This window comes from Caballeronia sp. AZ10_KS36, from assembly GCF_023631105.1.
Taxonomy (GTDB): Bacteria; Pseudomonadota; Gammaproteobacteria; order Burkholderiales; family Burkholderiaceae; genus Caballeronia.
Genome location: NZ_JALQDQ010000013.1, coordinates 228,322 through 245,652 on the forward strand (window position 1 = coordinate 228,322; position 17,331 = coordinate 245,652).

Sequence of the window (17,331 nt, forward strand, 5' to 3'; positions counted from 1 at the left end):
GTCAGTTGATGCTTCAGTCGAGCGGCGTGACGGCGGTCGGCGCGTCGGCACGGCTCTCGGCGAGTTCTTCGAACTCGTTGATGGCGTCGATCTCGGTGCCCATCGCGATGTTGGTCACGCGTTCGAGAATCATCTCGACGACGACCGGCACCTGATGTTCCGCCGCGAGCGCCTGCGCATTCTTCAGCGCCCCGGCGATGTCCTCCGGCTTGAATACGCGCAGCGCCTTGCAGCCGAGGCCTTCGGCGACCGCGACGTGATCCACGCCGTAGCCTTCGAGTTCGGGCGCGTTGATGTTGTCGAACGCGAGCTGCACGCAGTAGTCCATGTCGAAGCCGCGCTGCGCCTGACGAATGAGACCGAGGTACGAGTTGTTCACGACGACATGCACGTACGGCAGCTTGAACTGCGCGCCCACCGCAAGCTCTTCGATCATGAACTGGAAGTCGTAGTCGCCCGAGAGCGCGACGATCTTGCGCTGGGGGTCCGCCGCGCGCACGCCGAGCGCAGCTGGAATCGTCCAGCCGAGCGGGCCGGCCTGACCGCAGTTGATCCAGTTGCGCGCCTTGAACACGTGCAGAAACTGCGCACCGGCGATCTGAGAAAGACCGATCGTCGTCACGAAGCACGTGTCGCGGTCGAACGCCAGGTTCATCTCTTCATAGACGCGCTGCGGCTTAATCGGCACGTTGTCGAAGTGCGTCTTGCGCTGCATCGTGCGCTTGCGCTGCTGGCAGTCCGCGACCCACGCGCCACGGTCCTTCAGCTTGCCTGCGGCCTTCCATTCCTTCGCCACTTCGACGAAGAGTTCGAGCGCCGCCTTCGCATCCGAGACGATGCCGAGGTCCGGTCCGAACACGCGGCCGATTTGCGTCGGCTCGATATCGACGTGAACGAACTTGCGGCCCTTCGTATAGACCTCGACGCTGCCCGTATGCCGGTTCGCCCAGCGATTACCGATGCCGAGCACGAAGTCCGATGCAAGCATCGTCGCGTTGCCGTAGCGATGCGACGTCTGCAAGCCGACCATGCCGGCCATCAGCGGGTGATCGTCGGGGATGGCGCCCCACGACATCAGGGTCGGGATGACGGGCACGCCCAGCGTTTCGGCGAATTGCACGAGCAGGTCTTCGGCCGCCGCGTTTAGCACGCCGCCGCCGGAGACGATGAGCGGCTTCTCGGCGTCGTTGAGCATCGCGAGCGCCTTGTCGATCTGCGCGCGCGTCGCTTTCGGCTTGTAGACCGGAAGCGGCTCGTAGGTGTCGATGTCGAATTCGATTTCGGCGAGCTGCACGTCGATCGGCAGATCCACCAGCACCGGGCCGGGGCGGCCCGAGCGCATCAGATGGAACGCCTGCTGGAACACGCGCGGCACGAGCGCCGGCTCGCGCACGGTCACGGCCCACTTCGTGACGGGCTTGGCGATCGATTCGATATCGACCGCCTGGAAGTCTTCCTTGTAGAGACGCGCGCGCGGCGCCTGCCCGGTGATCGCAAGAATCGGAATGGAATCGGCAGAAGCGGAGTAGAGGCCCGTGATCATGTCCGTGCCCGCCGGCCCCGACGTGCCGATGCATACCCCGATGTTGCCGGGCCCGGCGCGCGTATAACCTTCGGCCATGTGCGACGCGCCTTCGACGTGGCGCGCGAGCACGTGGCTGATGCTGCCCGACTTTTTCATCGCCGAGTAGAACGGGTTGATCGCGGCGCCCGGCACGCCGAACGCGGTATCGATACCTTCCTTTTCCAGCACGAGGACGGCTGCGTCGACGGCTCTCATCTTGGCCATGAATGTCTCCTTCCTTCAGTCTCTTTCCGTTATCGCTGTCTGCATCGAAGCAGGGTTCCGTTGCACTTTAAGATTGTGAAAAAGGTTTGATAAGATCAGTCGGAGTCGCTTTTTCCCAAACAAAAAGTTTCGAATGAGGCAGCGGCGCGGCTCGGCACAGGAGACAGGAAAATGGACCGCTTCAAGCAGATCGAGACGTTCGTGCGCGTCGCGGAAGCCGGCAGCCTCGCGGCGGCGGCGCTGGAAGAGGGCGTGTCGCCGGTCATTCTCGGACGGCGCATCGACGCGCTCGAAAAGCGTCTCGGCGTCAAGCTGATGTACCGCTCGACGCGGCGGCTCGTGGTCAGCGAAGAGGGCGCGGCGTTTCTCGACCGCTGCAAAAATTTGCTGGCCGAGTGGGATCAGGCGGAGAACGAACTGGCGGCGGGGCGGCGCGCGGTCGGCGGGCATCTGATCGTGTCGGCGCCAGCGGCGTTCGGGCGCATGCACGTCGCGCCGCACGCGCCGGCGTTCCTTGCCGACAAGCCGGAATTGCAGATGTCGTTCAATCTGACCGACCGCGTCGTGGATCTGGTGCGCGAGGGCTACGATCTGTCGATCCGCATCGGCGGGGCGGTCGATCCGAACTTCGTCGCGGTGAAGCTGGCGAGCAACCGGCGCGTGGTGTGCGGCACGCCTGCGTACTTCCGCAAGCACGGCAAGCCGAAATCGCTCGACGATCTGCCGAATCACAACTGCCTCGCGTTCAACCTGCAAGGCGGGCAGAACCGCGGCTGGTATTTCCGGCGCAACGGCAAGCTCGCGACCGTGCGCGTGAGCGGCAACCTCGACTGCAACGACGGCGAATTGCTGCATCGCTGGGTGTCGGAGGGCCTCGGGCTCGGCTGGCGCTCGACGTGGGAAATTCAGCGCCAATTGGCGGCGGGCGAACTCGAAACCGTGCTGGACGAGTACGAGTTGCCCGACTACGACATCCTCGCCGTCTACCCGCAGCAACGCTACGTGCCGGCGCGCGTGCGCTACTTCATTGATTACCTGAAGGAAATCTACGCGCAGCCCGGTTATTGGAGCCGCGCGGCCGAGCCGCCTGGCGAAGCGCATCGGCAGGCGAGCGCTGGCGCGCTAAATGATTGAAAAAGCGGCGAAAGTCAGTCGGAAAACTCCGGTTCGTCTTGCCGTCCGACCACCAAACGGTATATACTCGCTGGCTTCTCACTTGCCGCACCGGTCCGACGCCCGGGCGGCTTATATCCAAAAGGAGTGAATATGCGTCATTACGAAATCGTCTTTATCGTGCATCCCGATCAAAGCGAGCAAGTGCCCGCGATGATCGAGCGTTACAAGAGCACGATCACGTCGCACGGTGGCCAGATCCACCGTATCGAGGACTGGGGCCGCCGCCAACTGGCCTACATGATCGAGAAACTCGCGAAGGCTCACTACGTCTGCATGAACATCGAATGCGACCAGGCGACGCTCGAAGAACTTGAACACGCGTTCAAGTTCAACGACGCCGTTCTGCGCCACCTCATCGTCAAGATGAAGAAGGCCGAAACCGGCCCGTCGCCGATGATGAAGGAAGTGCAGCGCGAAGAAGCCAAGAAGGCGGCCAGCCAGCCGTCCGAAGCGCAGGCTTAAGGACAGTTCAACACTGTCAAGCCACCAGGGAACCGAAACTCACTCGTGAACCGGCTGCAACTGATAGCGAGCGTCGTGGAACGCGAACCGGTGCGATACACGCCCGCCGGCATTCCGATCGCAAGCTGCACGTTGCAACACGCGGCAGAAGTCGTCGAAGCGGGCATCGCCCGGAAGATCGAACTGACACTGCCCGCGGTCGCCGCCGGAGAAGCGAGCGGCAGGCTGGAAAGCTGTCCGATGGGCGTCGAAACGCGCTTCACGGGCTTTCTGGCGAAAAAAGGCCGTAACTCCCGAACCCTGGTGTTTCACATCACAGAATTGCAGGACATTGGAAAGGACTGAACATGCCCCGCCCGACTGGTAAGAAATTCGACAAGCGTCGTCAGCAACAAAACCCGCTCTTCAAGCGCAAGAAGTTCTGCCGCTTCACGGCAGCCGGCGTCGAGTACATCGACTACAAGGACACGGAAACGCTGAAGGACTTCATCGGCGAAAACGGCAAGATCACGCCGGCTCGTCTGACTGGCACAAAGGCGCACTATCAGCGCCAGCTCGACACGGCAATCAAGCGCGCGCGTTTCCTCGCGCTCCTGCCGTACACCGACCTGCACAAGGCCTAATCAGACGACGCATAAGGAATAGCCAAAAATGCAAATCATTCTTTTGGAAAAGGTCGTCAATTTGGGCAACCTGGGCGACATCGTCAAGGTCAAGGACGGCTACGCACGTAACTTCCTGATCCCCGGCAAGAAGGCTCGCCGCGCGACCAAGGACGCGATCGCCGAATTCGAAGTTCGCCGCGCCGAACTCGAAAAGAACGCCGCTGAAAAGCTGGCTGCAGCGCAAGCTCAAGGCGACAAGCTGAACGGCTTCACGGTTCAGATCTCGCAGAAGGCCGGCGTCGACGGCCGTCTGTTCGGTTCGGTCACGAACGCGGACATCGCCGAAGCACTGAAGTCGCAAGGCTTCGCGGAAGTGGAAAAGGCGCAAGTGCGTCTGCCGCAAGGCCCGCTGAAGATGGTCGGCGACCATCCGGTTCAAGTGGCGCTGCACACGGACGTCGTGGTCGACGTCACGGTGTCGGTGCTCGGCGAACACGCCTAAGTTTTACGCGAGGCTTCGGCTTCGCGAGCAGTAAGAAAGGGCAGGAACCTTCGCGGGTTCCTGCCTTTTTTGTTTGTCCGATCAATACACCGCATGGCCGATTTCGTCGATAATTCCACCCCATGAACGCACCGTCCAAAGATCCGCAACTCGACGCGCTGAAGGTTCCGCCGCACTCGATCGAAGCCGAGCAATCGGTGATCGGCGGCTTGCTGCTGGATAACGCGGCATGGGACCGCATCGCCGACGTGATGTCGCAGAGCGACTTCTACCGCTACGACCATCGCATCATTTACGAGCACATCGGCAAGCTGATCGCCGCGACGCGGCCGGCCGACGTGATCACCGTCTACGAATCGCTGACGATGGCCGGCAAGGCCGAGGAAGTGGGCGGCCTCGCGTATCTGAACGCGCTCGCGCAGAACACGCCGAGCGCGGCGAATATCCGCCGCTATGCGGAAATCGTGCGCGACCGCGCGGTGCTGCGCCGTCTCGTGTCCGTGGCCGATGAAATCTCCGCCGACGCGTTCAATCCGCAAGGCAAGGAAGTCCGCCAGATTCTGGACGAAGCCGAAGCGCGCGTGTTCTCCATCGCCGAGGACGGCGCGCGCGGCACGCAAGGCTTCCTCGAAATCGGGCCGCTGCTGACGCAGGTCGTCGAGCGCATCGACACGCTTTATCACACCGCGAATCCGAGCGATGTCACCGGCACGCCGACCGGCTTCGTCGATCTCGACCGCATGACTTCGGGCATGCACGGCGGCGAACTGATTATCGTGGCGGGGCGCCCGTCGATGGGTAAGACGGCGTTCTCGATGAACATCGGCGAATACGTGGCCGTGGAGTACGGCTTGCCCGTTGCCGTGTTTTCGATGGAAATGCCCGGCACGCAATTGACCATGCGTATGCTCGGTTCGGTCGGCCGGCTCGATCAGCACCGCATGCGCACGGGGCGTCTCACCGACGAAGACTGGCCGAAGCTCACGCATGCCGTGCAGAAAATGAGCGAGGCGCAGCTTTTCATCGACGAAACCGGCGGCCTCAATCCGATGGAACTGCGCTCGCGGGCGCGGCGCCTGTCGCGCCAGTGCGGCAAGCTCGGGCTTATCATCGTCGACTATCTGCAGCTGATGTCCGGCTCCGGCGGTGGCGAGAACCGCGCGACCGAAATCTCCGAAATCTCGCGTTCGCTGAAGGGCCTCGCGAAGGAACTCGACGTGCCGGTGATCGCGCTGTCGCAGCTCAATCGCGGTCTCGAGCAGCGTCCGAACAAGCGGCCCATCATGTCGGACCTGCGCGAATCCGGCGCTATCGAGCAGGACGCGGACGTGATCCTCTTCATCTACCGCGACGAGGTGTATAACCCCGACAGTCCGGATAAGGGCACCGCGGAAATCATCATCGGCAAGCAGCGTAATGGTCCCATCGGGCCAGTTCGCCTGACGTTCCACGGCCAGTATACGAAGTTCGACAACTTCGCCGGCGTCCAGAGCTTCTACGGCGGCGAATAGCCCCGTTCCAGCAAGACTGTCAAGCCTTCGATCAAGCCCCATGCACGCGGCGTCCGCGCGCGGTGCGCGGGGTGCTGCGCGCAGGTACAATATGTCGGTTTGATGTCAGCCTCATTGACCCATCTATCGGGACTTTCATGTTCGGTCGTTTCATGCCCACCGAGGGCAAATTCTTCGAGATTTTCAACGCGCACGCGAGATGCATGGTCGATGCAAGCCGCGAGCTCGAACTGCTGATCGACAACCTCGACGAAGCCGAGGTTCACAAGCAGAACGTCCAGACCAACGAAAAGCGTGCCGACAAGCTCACGCACGAAACCATCGATCTGCTGCACAAGACGTTCATCACGCCGCTCGACCGCGACGAGATCCACAAGCTCATCACGACGATGGACGACATCCTCGACCTGATGGAGGACGTCGCCACGGCCATCTCGCTGTACGACGTGCGCGCGGTGACATCGGAAGCGAGCCAGCTCGCGCATATCTGCACGGCCACGTGTCTGCGCGTGCAGCAGGCCGTGAGTCTGCTCGAAGACATGAAGCGCGCGAGCGAGATTCTCAAGATCTGCGAAGAAATCGACCGCCTGGAGTCGGACGCGGACCGCGTGCTGCGCTCGGCCATGTCGAAGCTCTTCCGCGAAGAAGACGACGTGAAGACGCTCATCAAGCTCAAGGCGATCTACGAGCTTCTGGAGACGATCACCGACAAGTGCGAGGATGTCGCGAACATCATCGAAGGCATCGTGCTGGAAAACGCCTGATCATGCCGCCCAAGCCCGTTCGCGCAGGCTGATTGGATGCGGCGGGCGATGACGACACAGACCGGCCGTCAGTACAGCGCCGGTCAATACCACACCAACTGATGCATTCGATTCAACTCGCTATCTGGGCAGTCGCTACGCTCGTCATGGTCGCACTCGTGTTCGACTTCATGAACGGCTTCCACGACGCCGCCAACTCCATCGCGACGGTCGTTTCGACCGGCGTGCTGAAGCCGCAGCAAGCCGTCGCGTTCGCGGCGGCGTTCAACGTCATCGCGTATTTCATCTTCCACCTGAAAGTCGCCGCGACGGTCGGCAGGGGCACGATCGACCCGGACATCGTCGATCACTACGTCATCTTCGGCGCGTTGGTGGGGGCGATCGGCTGGAACATCGTCACGTGGGTGTACGGCATTCCGTCGAGCTCGTCGCATGCGCTGATCGGCGGGCTCGTCGGCGCGGCGCTTGCGAAGTCGGGCTGGGGCTCGCTCAACTGGGACGGGCTCCTGAAGACGGTCGCGTTCATCTTCATCTCGCCGCTGCTCGGCTTCGTGCTCGGCTCGTTTTTCATGCTGCTGGTGTCGTGGCTGTATTTCCGCACGCCGCCGTCGAAAGTGGACCGGCGTTTCCGGCGTCTGCAACTGCTCTCGGCTGGACTGTATTCGCTCGGGCACGGCGGCAACGACGCGCAGAAGACCATCGGCATCATCTGGATGCTGCTGATCGCGACCGGCTACGCTTCCGTGGGCTCGGATGCGCCGCCGATCTGGGTCATCGGGCTCTGTTATCTGTCGATGGGACTCGGCACGCTGTTCGGCGGATGGCGCATCGTGCGCACGATGGGCCAGAAGATCACGAAGCTCAAGCCCGTCGGCGGCTTCTGCGCGGAGACGGGCGGGGCGATCACGCTCTTCGTCGCGTCGTTCTTGGGCATTCCCGTTTCGACGACGCACACGATTACCGGCGCGATCGTCGGCGTGGGCGCGACGCAGAAGTTCAGCGCGGTGCGCTGGGGCGTCGCTGGCAACATCGTGTGGGCGTGGATTCTGACGATTCCGGCTTCCTCGGCGCTCGCCGCGGCGGGCTGGTGGATCGGACACCGCTTCCTGTAAGCAGTCGGCTTGGCCCGCGGCCCGCGTGAGAACGCGGGCCGCGGCGCATCAGATGATCGGCGACGACACGCCGTCCATCGGGATGATCGCGCCCGACACATAACTTGCGCGGCGGCTCGCCAGAAAGAGGGCGACGTCGGCAATCTCCTCCGGTTTTGCGTAACGCCCGAGCGGCACCTTGGCCTGACTTTCGGCGAGCACCTGATCGCGGGTGACGCCTTGTCGTTGCGCTTCCAGTTGCAGCGCTTCCTCGACGCGCTCGGTGAGCGTCGCGCCCGGATTGATCGCGTTGATGCGAATGCCGAGCTTCGCGTAGTGATGCGCGAGTCCGACCGTGTTGAGCATCAGCGCTGCGTTGGCCGCGCCGCCCGCGATATGAATGTCCGTCGCGATCTTGCCGCCCATGCCCACGATATTGACGATGGCGCCCGGCTCCGCGCCGGGGTCGTTGCGCAGGCGTTCGGCCATGCGCTCGAGCACGACCTGTTGCGGATAGACGTACGAGAAGTACTTCGCGTCCATCGCGGCCTTGTAGGCGGCGGCGTCGAGCGTATCGGGGTCGTAGCGGCGGGCGGCGCCTGCGCTGTTGATCAGAATATCGATGGGACCGAGCGCCGCGCTCGCTTCTTCGACCACGTCTTCCGCGCTATGCGCCTCGTGCAGATCGGCGCGCGCGAGGTGGACGTGATGACCGTCGGCCGCGAGTTGTTCCCGCGCACGGGCGAGATTCGCGGCATCGCGCGAGACGATTGCGACTTTCGCGCCTTCGCTCGCGAACGCCTTCGCGCACGCAAAGCCGATTCCCTTGCTGCCGCCCGTGATCAACACGACCTTGCCGGCCACTCCCAGATCCATGATGTTGCGCTCCTATCGGTTCTTTGATGCCGCTGTCGAGGAAGTATCGGACACGATAGCAGAGCAGGGCGCGGGGTGTCGCATTGCGCGGCTTGCGTCGCGTCAGTCGGCGCCTGTTGCGAACCGGGCGATGGGGTCGTCGTTCGATGCGGCGCGCGGTGGAGTTAGCGAGCCCGTCGACGCCCGCATCGCGCGCACGGGCGGTTCGGCGGCCTGCGACGCCATGGCCGCCTGGGCTTGCTGGCGGGCGGCGCGTGAGAGTGGCGGCGGAGGCTCGTAGGCATCGGCGGCGGCCCGGATCGGATCGGGTGCCTGGCTTGGGGACGCGGTTGTTCTTCTGCTGGATGTCTGCGACTGGCGCTGTGCCGCGCTCCACGATGCGGGCGGCGGTTCATATGCGTCCGCGCTGGCGGCTACGGTGGGCGTTTTACGCGCGTAAGCCGAAGCCGCTGCTGACGATTGCCGCTGCGCCGCGCTCGACGAAGCGGGCGGCGGTTCGAAGGCGTCCGCGCTGGCGGCTGCGGCCGGCGTTTGACGCGCGTAGGCCGAAGCTGCAGCAGACGATTGCCGCTGCGCGGCGCTCAACGAAGCGGGCGGCGGTTCAAAGACGTCCGCGCTGGCTGGTGCCGCAGGCGTTTGACGTGCATAAGCCGAAGCCGCAGCGGACGACTGCCGCTGCGCAGCGCTCAACGACGCGGGCGGCGGTTCAAAGGCATCAGCGCTGGCGGCTGCGGCAGGCGTTTGCCGCGCGTAAGCCGAAGCCGAAGCCGCAGCAGACGATTGCCTCTGCGCCGCGTTAATCGACCCTGGCGGCGGCTCGAAAGAATCCGCGCCGGTGGTTGCGGCCGGCTTCTGGCGGACATAGGCCGAGGCTACGGAAGTCCCGCTCGTCGTCGCTGAGACAGGCGCGCGGCCCGCATAAGCCGAAGCCGCTGCGCCGATTGACGTCGACGGTCGCTCGACCGCAATCGCGCTGGCAGTTGCCTCTTCGGACCACGCTCCACGCCCCGCCACATACGTCGGCGCATCGAACGGCGTCGGCGCCGTCTTCGGCGGCGCGACGCGGCGAATGCCGTCGAACCGCTTCGCCCAGTAGGGATTCGTCAGGTAATCGAGCCGCACGGTGCCGCCCGTCGACGGCGCATTCACGAAACGCAGCTTGCCGACATAAATGCCGACGTGCGAATGCGGTCGCCCGGTCGTGTTGAAGAAGATCAGATCGCCGGGCGCGACTTCGTCCGGCTCGACGGATTCTCCCCGCCCGCTCATCTCGGCGGTCGTGCGCGGCAGATTCACGGACGCGGCGCGATCGACCACATAGCGCACGAGCCCGCTGCAATCGAAACCGGCCTCGGGCGTATTGCCGCCCCAGCGGTACGGCACGCCGACGAGCGACATCGCCTGAATGGAGATCTCCTCGCGCCCGACGCTGTGATCGACGAAGTTCGGGAAGCCCGACGGCGGTTTATACGCGCGCGGCGTCGTGCTGGCCGAGACCGCGGGCTTACGCGCCGCCTGTTGCGGCGCGCTTCCGCACGCGGCAAGCAGGACGGACACGAAAAGCGGTAGCCAGATTCGACGCATTGAGGCCGAGCGAGCGCGCTCGCCGAAGAGAAGACAGTCCGCCGATACTAGCCCGCCGCACGGCCGTGCGGCAAGACATCGTGAGGTTCCACTTTAACTTTGTGCGATAAGTGTTGCGAGAGCGGAACGCCCGGACAAACAAAAGCCCGGCGGATCGCTCCGCCGGGCCGTTTCATCGATGCCGCGCGTGGTTACAGAATGTCCGAAGCGTAATCCGCGAGCCGCGAGCGCTCGCCGCGCGCCAGCGTCACATGACCGCTGTGCGTCCAGCCCTTGAAGCGGTCGACGACGTAAGTCAGCCCCGAGCTGCCCTCGGTCAGATACGGCGTGTCGATCTGCGCGATGTTGCCGAGGCACACGATCTTCGTACCCGGACCGGCGCGCGTGACGAGCGTTTTCATCTGCTTGGGCGTCAGGTTCTGCGCTTCGTCGATGATCACGTATTTATCGACGAACGTCCGCCCGCGCATGAAGTTCATGCTCTTCACCTTCAGCCGCGAGCGGATCAACTCCTGCGTGGCTGCGCGGCCCCATTCGCCGGCGGCGTCGTCGGTTTTCTGAAGGACTTCGAGGTTGTCGTCGAACGCGCCCATCCACGGCTGCATCTTCTCTTCCTCGGTGCCCGGCAGAAAGCCGATGTCCTCGCCGACCGGCACCGTCGCGCGCGTCACGATGATCTCGTTGTAGCGCTTGTCGTCGAGCACTTGCGCGAGGCCGGCGGCAAGCGCCATCAGCGTCTTGCCGGTGCCCGCCTGACCGAGCAGCGTGACGAAATCGACTTCCGGATTCATCAACAGATTCAGCGCGAAGTTCTGCTCGCGATTGCGCGCCGTGATGCCCCACACATTGTTCTTGTGATGCCCGTAGTCGCGCAGCGTCTGCAAGAGCGCCGTCTTGCCGTTCAGTTCGCGCACGACCGCGTGGAACGACGGCTCGCCGTTCTGCGGCTCGAGATAGACGAACTCGTTGACGAGCATCGACGGGCAAAGCGGCCCGGTCACGCGGTAATACGTGGTGCCGGTCTTGGTGTCCTGCCAGCTTTCCATGCCCTTCGCGTGCTTCGTCCAGAAATCCTGGGGCAGCGCGCGCACGCCGGAATAGAGCAGGTCCTTGTCTTCCAGCACCTGATCGTTGAAGTAGTCCTCGGCGGGCAGGCCGAGCGCATGCGCCTTGATGCGCATGTTGATGTCTTTCGACACCAGCACGACCTGCCGGTCCGGCCGCTCCTTCTGCAGCGCGCGCACGACGCCGAGAATCTGGTTGTCCGCCTTGCCGACGGGCAAACCTTCGACCGGCTCGATATCGGTCAGCGTCGTCTGGAAGTAGAGGCGGCCGAGCGCGTCGCGGTTGCCCTGCGCGGCAAGCGGGATGCCCTCCGACATCTGGCCCGCGTGCGCGACGAGCGCGTCGAGCGTGCGGCTCACCTGACGCGCATTGCGCGCCACTTCCGACATGCCCTTCTTGTGATTGTCGAGCTCTTCCAACGTCATCATCGGCAGATAGACGTCGTGTTCCTCGAAGCGGAAGAGCGAACTCGGGTCGTGCATCAGCACGTTCGTGTCGAGCACGAAGAGCTTGTGCAGTTCCTCCTCGACCGCGCCGCGCTGGCGGCGCTTGTTCTGCGTGCGCGCGTCCTTGGCGGGCGCGGTGCTCGGAGCCGGCGTCGCGGCGGGCGCGTCCGCGCGCGCCTCGCGCTTGACGGGACCGGCTTCCTCGCTCGTCTCTTCGTCTTTCTGGCGCGCAGCGGGCACCGGCTGCAACAGGGCGGCAGTCTGCTTCGTGCGACGGCCGCGCGCAACGGGCGCAACCGGCGCAGCAGCGGCGGGTGTCTCGGTCGATGCGTCCTGCGGCGCCTGCGCGAGCACGTCGCTGGCGATGGAGCGCAGCGTGTTGGCGGCGTTCGTGGCGTTCGCAGAATTGGCGGCGGCGGGACGCTCGGCGGCAACGGTCTCGACCGAGCCGATGGCGTCGTCGTCGCTCGCCGCAGCCGTTTTTTTCGGCTGCTTCGAAGGCCGGGCTTTGGCCTTGTACTCTTCGGCCGGAAGGAGATGGCCGAGCTTGGCCGGGGCGGTAGGCAAAGGCATGGTGTTCCCTCGAAAGGAATCGGGTCGTGTATCGTGCGCCGCCTGTCGCATCCTGCTCGTCCGCCCGTAAGCTACGTGTGCCGCAGTTTGCGCCCGGTGGCGCGCTTCGTTGTCGAAAACGCCGGTTCGCCTAGGTTTCGATCTGCTCCTTGAGGTTGCGTCGCGCCCACGACAAAAGCGAGGAAGCGCGCGACACCAATAAAAAAGCCGCCGTTCCGGCTACCGGAACCAGCGGCTGACTTCTCTTTCAGAGCGCCTGCGCCGTGCCCGTTCCACATAGCCCGGGTCCATGCCGACCGCGCCAAACGGCATACGGCGGCTCGCGCAAAGGCTTGAGGAATGGGGTGGACAGGCGCTCATTGCGAATCAATATAGCGTGCCTCAAATGGCTTGTACAGCCTCGACGATGGCCTCTACGTGCCCTGGCACCTTGATGCCGCGAAACTCGCGCCGCAGCACGCCCTGGGCGTCGAGCAGAAACGTCGAACGCTCGATGCCGCGCACTTCCTTGCCGTACATCTTCTTCATCTTGATGACGTCGAACAGCGAGCAGATGGCTTCGTCGGCGTCGGAGACGAGCGTGTAGGGCAGTTCCAGCTTGGCCTTGAAATTGTCGTGCGACTTCACGCTGTCACGCGAGATGCCGACGATTTCAGCGCCCGCCGCCTTGAACTGGTCGTAGTGGTCGCGAAATTGCAGACTCTCCGTGGTGCAGCCCGGCGTGTTGTCCTTCGGATAGAAGAAGAGCACGACTTTCTGGCCACGCAGGCTCGAAAGCGTGAACTCGCCGCCCGTGGCGGGCGCGGTGAAGTCGGGAACGGGCTGGTCGACTGCGACTGGCACGAAGGTTTCTCCTGTTGTTGTCTTGTGTTCGCTGTGTATCGCCGATGCAAAACGGCGTCTCAGCCCGGCTGCACGATCAGCTCGCCCGCGCGGCCCGGGATCTCGCCCCACGTCACGGGATAAGACGGCAAGCTCGCGCGGTCGAGCGTCGCATGATAGTCGCCCATCGTGGCGAAGCTGTGTCCCTGCGCGCGCCAGCCCGCGAGCAGCTGCTCGAATACCGGCGCGAGCTTCTGGCCCTCGAGTTCGGCATGCAGCGTGAACACCTGATCGTGCGGGTTATTCGCGGTATGACGCAAGACGTGCGCCGCGACGTTGCTCTCGTCGACGCCGTTCACGCCGAGCACTTCGTCGAGCGTGGGCAGGGTGGTCGGCATCTGAATGTGCGCGAGCGTGCGGCCATCGAGCACCGGAATGTACGGCGTGTGTCCACGGCCGTCCGACGCATAGCGCATGCCCCAGGCGTCGATCTGCTCGAACGCATAGCCGTTCATCTGCCAGCCGGCCGCGCCGTGCGTGACGGGCGGCGCGCCGAAAATCTCGACGAAGCGCGCGTGGCTTTGCTGCATCTGCGCGACGGTCCACGCGCGGTCGCGCGAACGCACGTTGTCCTGCCAGTAGACGTGATCCCACGTATGAATGCCGCACTCGAAGCCGGCTTCGTGGATCGCGCGCATTTCCGACACCGCGCGCCGGCCGATATCCGGCCCCGGCAGCAGCACGCCGTACATCAGCGTCCGGATGCCGTAATGTTCGACCACCGACGTGCGCGACACCTTTTGCAGGAAGCCGGGCCGGAACACCCGGCGCAGCGCCCAGCCGGTGTGATCCGGGCCGAGGCTGAAGAGGAACGTCGCGCGGGCGTTGTACTTGTCGAGCAGGCGCCCGAGGTTCGGCACGCCTTCGCGCGTGCCGCGCAGCGTATCGACGTCGATCTTGAGGACGATGCGGGCCACGCTGCGGTCTTACGCCTGTTCGACGAGCTTGCGGGCTTCGCCCACGTGTCCGCGATACGCCTCGAAAATCTTGCGCAGCGCGTCGTCCATCGTGGCTTGCGGCGCCCAGCCGAGCTCCTGCATCGTGTTGTCGATCTTCGGCACGCGGTTCTGCACGTCCTGATAGCCGGTGCCGTAGTACGCGCCCGACGACGTCTCGACCAGTTGCACTCGCTTCGCCGTATCCGCGTATTCCGGAAACTCGCCCGCGAGCGCGAGCATCTTGTTCGCCAGTTCGCGCACCGAGAAGTTGTTCTTCGGATTGCCGATGTTATAGATCTTGCCCGTTGCCACGCCGTCCTTGTTCTCGATGATCTTCATCAGCGCGCCGATGCCGTCGTCGATATCCGTGAATGCGCGCTTTTGCGCGCCGCCATCCACGAGGCTGATGTTCTCGCCGCGCACGATATGGCCGAGGAACTGCGTCACCACGCGCGACGAACCTTCCTTCGGCGTGTAGATGGAGTCGAGGCCCGGGCCGATCCAGTTGAACGGGCGGAAGAGGGTGAAGTTGAGCCCCTCCATGCCGTAGCCCCAGATCACGCGGTCCATCAGCTGCTTCGAGCACGCGTAGATCCAGCGCGGCTTGTTGATGGGACCGTATGAAAGCACGGAGTTTTCCGGGTCGAACTGCTCGTCGGTGCACATGCCGTACACCTCGGACGTCGACGGAAACACCAGATGCTTGCCGTACTTCACGGCCGAACGCACGATCGGCAGGTTCGCTTCGAAGTCGAGTTCGAACACGCGCAGCGGCTGCTTCACGTAAGTCGCGGGCGTGGCGATCGCAACCAGCGGCAGGATCACGTCGCACTTCTTCACGTGATACTCGACCCACTCCTTGTTGATGGTGATGTCGCCTTCGAAGAAATGCATCCGCTCGTGATTCGCGAGGTCGCCCAGACGATCGGTTTGCATGTCCATCCCGAACACTTCCCAGTCGGTGGTTTCGAGGATGCGCTTGGACAGGTGATGGCCGATGAAGCCGTTGACGCCCAGGATGAGAACTTTTTTCATGAATGACGAGAGGATTGAATGAGTCGGCCGAATTCGGCGGAATCGACGGCGCGTTCTTCGCCCAAAGGTTGCGACGCGCTGTCGAGCAGCCGGTGACGCAGCTCGTACACGGCGATCACGCGGCCATCGCCGCAGACGCCAAACAGCGCATTATCCGTCACCGTCAGGCCCGGCGGCAAACTGGCCATTGCCGCAAGCCGCGCGGGCGGCATACTGGGCGCGCCGGTCGGCGGCACGAGCCGCGCGCGCGCGACGATGAAGCGATGCTCGCCGATATCGGTGAAGGCGCCAGGATATGGCGGCGCAACCGCGCGAATCAGGTTGTAGACGCGCTCTCCCGACTGCGTCCAGTCGATGCGGCCGTCCTCCGGCTTGCGCCCGCCGTAGTAGCTGCCGGCGGCGAGATCGTTCGGCAGATGCGGCGCTTCGCCCGCGAGCAGGGCGGGCAGCACGCGCCAGAGCGTCTGCTCGGCGGCGACCACCGTCTTGTCGAAGACCTGCGCGGCAGTGTCGTCGGGCAGGATCGGCACGGGCGTCTGCGCGAGGATCGCGCCGGCGTCCGGCTTTTCGGCCATTTCGTGCAGCGTCGCGCCGGTTTCGGTCTCGCCGTTGAGCACCGCCCAGTTCGTCGGCACGCGGCCGCGATACTTCGGCAAGAGCGAGCCGTGCATGTTGTACGCGCCGCGCGTCGCGAGCGCGAGCAGCGCGACGGGCAGCATGTGCCGGTAATAGAACGAGAAGATGAAATCGGGCGCGGCTTTCGCCACGGCTTCGTGCACGTGGGGCGCTTTGGGATCGGCCGGCGTGATGACTTCGATGCCGCGTTCCGCCGCGACCTGCGCGACGCTGCCGAACCAGATATTCTCGCTCGCGCTGTCTTCGTGCGTGACGACGAGCGTGACGTCCACGCCGCGCGCGAGCAGCACCTGCAGACAACGCACGCCGACGTTGTGATACGCGAAGACGACGGCGCGCGGCTTCATCGGCCCGGTTCCTCGCGGCCGATCACGGCGGCGGCGACCGGCTGCACGGGTTCCTGCATCGGCTTGCTCGCGATGGAAAGCCCGTCGCGTTGTTCGAGAATCGTCTGCACGAGATAACGCGGACGCGCGCGCACCTGCTGATAGATGCGGCCGATGTATTCGCCGAGCAGCCCGAGCGCGAAGATGATCACGCCGAGCATGAAGAACGTGATGGCGAAGAGCGTGAACACACCCTGAACTTCCGCGCCGAACATGAAGCGGCGAATCAGGAGCAGCACGAAGAGGCCCGCGGAGCCGACCGACAGAATCACGCCGATGAACGACAGCCATTGCAGCGGCACCACCGAAAAGCCAGTGACGAGGTCGAAGTTCAGGCGGATCAGGCTATAAAGCGAGTACTTCGATTCGCCCGCGAAGCGTTCCTCGTGCGCGACGTCCACTTCGATCGGATTCTGCGCGAAGGTGTACGCGAGCGCCGGAATGAACGTGTTGATCTCGCCGCAGCGGTTGATCGTGTCGATGATGTGGCGGCTGTACGCGCGCAGCATGCAGCCCTGATCGGTCATGCGAATCTTCGTGATGCGCTCGCGCAGGCGGTTCATCGCGCGCGACGCCTTCTTGCGCCACAGGCTGTCCTGCCGCTGCTGGCGGATGGTGCCGACGTAGTCGTAGCCCTCGCGCATCTTCGCGACGAGCTTGCCGATTTCTTCCGGCGGATTCTGCAGATCGGCGTCGAGCGTCACGACGATCTCGCCGCGCGACTGCTCGAAGCCCGCGAGAATCGCCATGTGCTGGCCGTAGTTGCCGTTGAGCAGAATGACGCGCGTGGTGTCGGGGCGCGCGTGAAACTGCTGCGCGAGGAGCGCGGCGGATTTGTCGCGGCTGCCGTCGTTGATGAAGATGACTTCATACGACGCGCCGAGCGCATCCAGTGCCGGGTACAGACGATCGAACAGGGCGGCGAGACCGTCCGCCTCGTTGTACACCGGAATGATGACCGAGACCTCGGGCGAACTCGCCGGAAAATCGGTATGACTCATGTGGCTGTG

The 17,331-nt window shown here is 64.1% G+C and carries 16 protein-coding genes and 1 pseudogene; 8 read left to right on the forward strand and 9 right to left on the reverse strand.

Annotated features, from left to right (window positions below; translation table 11 throughout):
- Nucleotides 1–13: 13 nt before the first annotated feature.
- Nucleotides 14–1,789, reverse strand: a complete 1,776-nt coding sequence (gcl, locus tag NCR35_RS07780) for a glyoxylate carboligase (protein ID WP_250533901.1) — start codon at nt 1,787–1,789, stop codon at nt 14–16.
- A gap of 171 nt (nt 1,790–1,960) precedes the next feature.
- Here gcl and NCR35_RS07785 point away from each other — a divergent pair, with 171 nt between their 5' ends.
- From NCR35_RS07785 to NCR35_RS07820, 8 genes are all read left to right on the forward strand, one after another.
- Entirely contained in the window at nt 1,961–2,923 is a 963-nt protein-coding gene (locus tag NCR35_RS07785; protein WP_250533902.1) for a LysR family transcriptional regulator, read from the forward strand.
- A 132-nt stretch (nt 2,924–3,055) separates the two neighbouring features.
- Nucleotides 3,056–3,427 carry a 30S ribosomal protein S6 gene (rpsF, locus tag NCR35_RS07790; RefSeq protein ID WP_061117413.1) on the forward strand — a complete coding sequence of 124 codons (372 nt, stop codon included), beginning with the start codon at nt 3,056–3,058 and terminating at the stop codon, nt 3,425–3,427.
- 45 nt (nt 3,428–3,472) lie between these two features.
- Complete coding sequence (priB, locus tag NCR35_RS07795; protein WP_250533903.1) at nt 3,473–3,772, forward strand: primosomal replication protein N; 300 nt, start codon at nt 3,473–3,475, stop codon at nt 3,770–3,772.
- Nucleotides 3,773–3,774: 2 nt separating this feature from the next.
- Nucleotides 3,775–4,050: a 30S ribosomal protein S18 gene (gene rpsR, locus NCR35_RS07800; protein ID WP_007000150.1), complete on the forward strand. Its 276-nt coding sequence runs from the start codon at nt 3,775–3,777 to the stop codon at nt 4,048–4,050.
- A gap of 28 nt (nt 4,051–4,078) precedes the next feature.
- A complete protein-coding gene (gene rplI / locus NCR35_RS07805) occupies nt 4,079–4,534 on the forward strand; it encodes a 50S ribosomal protein L9 (RefSeq protein ID WP_175940240.1) in 456 nt (151 codons plus the stop codon).
- 122 nt (nt 4,535–4,656) lie between these two features.
- Nucleotides 4,657–6,045 carry a replicative DNA helicase gene (locus NCR35_RS07810; RefSeq protein WP_175940241.1) on the forward strand — a complete coding sequence of 463 codons (1,389 nt, stop codon included), beginning with the start codon at nt 4,657–4,659 and terminating at the stop codon, nt 6,043–6,045.
- Between the two features lie 137 nt (nt 6,046–6,182).
- Nucleotides 6,183–6,809, forward strand: a complete 627-nt coding sequence (locus NCR35_RS07815; RefSeq protein WP_250533904.1) for a DUF47 domain-containing protein — start codon at nt 6,183–6,185, stop codon at nt 6,807–6,809.
- A gap of 101 nt (nt 6,810–6,910) precedes the next feature.
- The gene (locus NCR35_RS07820) at nt 6,911–7,921 is read left to right on the forward strand and encodes an inorganic phosphate transporter (RefSeq protein WP_244848586.1); all 1,011 of its coding nucleotides are present in this window, start codon (nt 6,911–6,913) and stop codon (nt 7,919–7,921) included.
- Between the two features lie 48 nt (nt 7,922–7,969).
- Here the strand turns inward: NCR35_RS07820 and NCR35_RS07825 are convergent, their stop codons facing one another.
- From NCR35_RS07825 to NCR35_RS07860, 8 genes and pseudogenes are all read right to left on the reverse strand, one after another.
- Complete coding sequence (locus NCR35_RS07825) at nt 7,970–8,776, reverse strand: SDR family oxidoreductase (RefSeq protein ID WP_250533905.1); 807 nt, start codon at nt 8,774–8,776, stop codon at nt 7,970–7,972.
- Between the two features lie 591 nt (nt 8,777–9,367).
- A pseudogene (locus NCR35_RS07830) lies at nt 9,368–10,360 on the reverse strand (C40 family peptidase); the annotation flags it as partial.
- A gap of 191 nt (nt 10,361–10,551) precedes the next feature.
- Nucleotides 10,552–12,444, reverse strand: a complete 1,893-nt coding sequence (locus NCR35_RS07835; RefSeq protein WP_250533907.1) for a PhoH family protein — start codon at nt 12,442–12,444, stop codon at nt 10,552–10,554.
- A gap of 381 nt (nt 12,445–12,825) precedes the next feature.
- A complete protein-coding gene (locus tag NCR35_RS07840) occupies nt 12,826–13,287 on the reverse strand; it encodes a peroxiredoxin (protein ID WP_175940246.1) in 462 nt (153 codons plus the stop codon).
- Between the two features lie 59 nt (nt 13,288–13,346).
- Nucleotides 13,347–14,243, reverse strand: a complete 897-nt coding sequence (locus NCR35_RS07845) for a polysaccharide deacetylase family protein (RefSeq protein WP_250533908.1) — start codon at nt 14,241–14,243, stop codon at nt 13,347–13,349.
- Nucleotides 14,244–14,252: 9 nt separating this feature from the next.
- Entirely contained in the window at nt 14,253–15,299 is a 1,047-nt protein-coding gene (locus NCR35_RS07850; protein WP_250533909.1) for a bifunctional UDP-4-keto-pentose/UDP-xylose synthase, read from the reverse strand.
- Nucleotides 15,296–16,282: a formyltransferase gene (locus tag NCR35_RS07855; RefSeq protein ID WP_250533910.1), complete on the reverse strand. Its 987-nt coding sequence runs from the start codon at nt 16,280–16,282 to the stop codon at nt 15,296–15,298. Before NCR35_RS07855 ends, NCR35_RS07850 begins: the two co-directional genes overlap by 4 nt.
- Nucleotides 16,279–17,322 carry a glycosyltransferase gene (locus NCR35_RS07860; RefSeq protein WP_244848592.1) on the reverse strand — a complete coding sequence of 348 codons (1,044 nt, stop codon included), beginning with the start codon at nt 17,320–17,322 and terminating at the stop codon, nt 16,279–16,281. The genes NCR35_RS07855 and NCR35_RS07860 overlap by 4 nt, the downstream gene beginning before the upstream one ends.
- Nucleotides 17,323–17,331 lie beyond the last annotated feature (9 nt).

What these genes read in the sequence shown, in the direction of transcription:
- NCR35_RS07825 (WP_250533905.1), bottom strand. Translation starts at nt 8,776, where the DNA reads ATGGATCTGGGAGTGGCCGGCAAGGTCGTGTTGATCACGGGCGGCAGC.
- NCR35_RS07815 (WP_250533904.1), top strand. Translation starts at nt 6,183, where the DNA reads ATGTTCGGTCGTTTCATGCCCACCGAGGGCAAATTCTTCGAGATTTTC.
- NCR35_RS07835 (WP_250533907.1), bottom strand. Translation starts at nt 12,444, where the DNA reads ATGCCTTTGCCTACCGCCCCGGCCAAGCTCGGCCATCTCCTTCCGGCC.
- NCR35_RS07850 (WP_250533909.1), bottom strand. Translation starts at nt 15,299, where the DNA reads ATGAAAAAAGTTCTCATCCTGGGCGTCAACGGCTTCATCGGCCATCAC.
- NCR35_RS07785 (WP_250533902.1), top strand. Translation starts at nt 1,961, where the DNA reads ATGGACCGCTTCAAGCAGATCGAGACGTTCGTGCGCGTCGCGGAAGCC.
- NCR35_RS07820 (WP_244848586.1), top strand. Translation starts at nt 6,911, where the DNA reads ATGCATTCGATTCAACTCGCTATCTGGGCAGTCGCTACGCTCGTCATG.
- NCR35_RS07855 (WP_250533910.1), bottom strand. Translation starts at nt 16,282, where the DNA reads ATGAAGCCGCGCGCCGTCGTCTTCGCGTATCACAACGTCGGCGTGCGT.
- NCR35_RS07810 (WP_175940241.1), top strand. Translation starts at nt 4,657, where the DNA reads ATGAACGCACCGTCCAAAGATCCGCAACTCGACGCGCTGAAGGTTCCG.
- NCR35_RS07860 (WP_244848592.1), bottom strand. Translation starts at nt 17,322, where the DNA reads ATGAGTCATACCGATTTTCCGGCGAGTTCGCCCGAGGTCTCGGTCATC.
- rplI (WP_175940240.1), top strand. Translation starts at nt 4,079, where the DNA reads ATGCAAATCATTCTTTTGGAAAAGGTCGTCAATTTGGGCAACCTGGGC.
- gcl (WP_250533901.1), bottom strand. Translation starts at nt 1,789, where the DNA reads ATGGCCAAGATGAGAGCCGTCGACGCAGCCGTCCTCGTGCTGGAAAAG.
- rpsF (WP_061117413.1), top strand. Translation starts at nt 3,056, where the DNA reads ATGCGTCATTACGAAATCGTCTTTATCGTGCATCCCGATCAAAGCGAG.
- rpsR (WP_007000150.1), top strand. Translation starts at nt 3,775, where the DNA reads ATGCCCCGCCCGACTGGTAAGAAATTCGACAAGCGTCGTCAGCAACAA.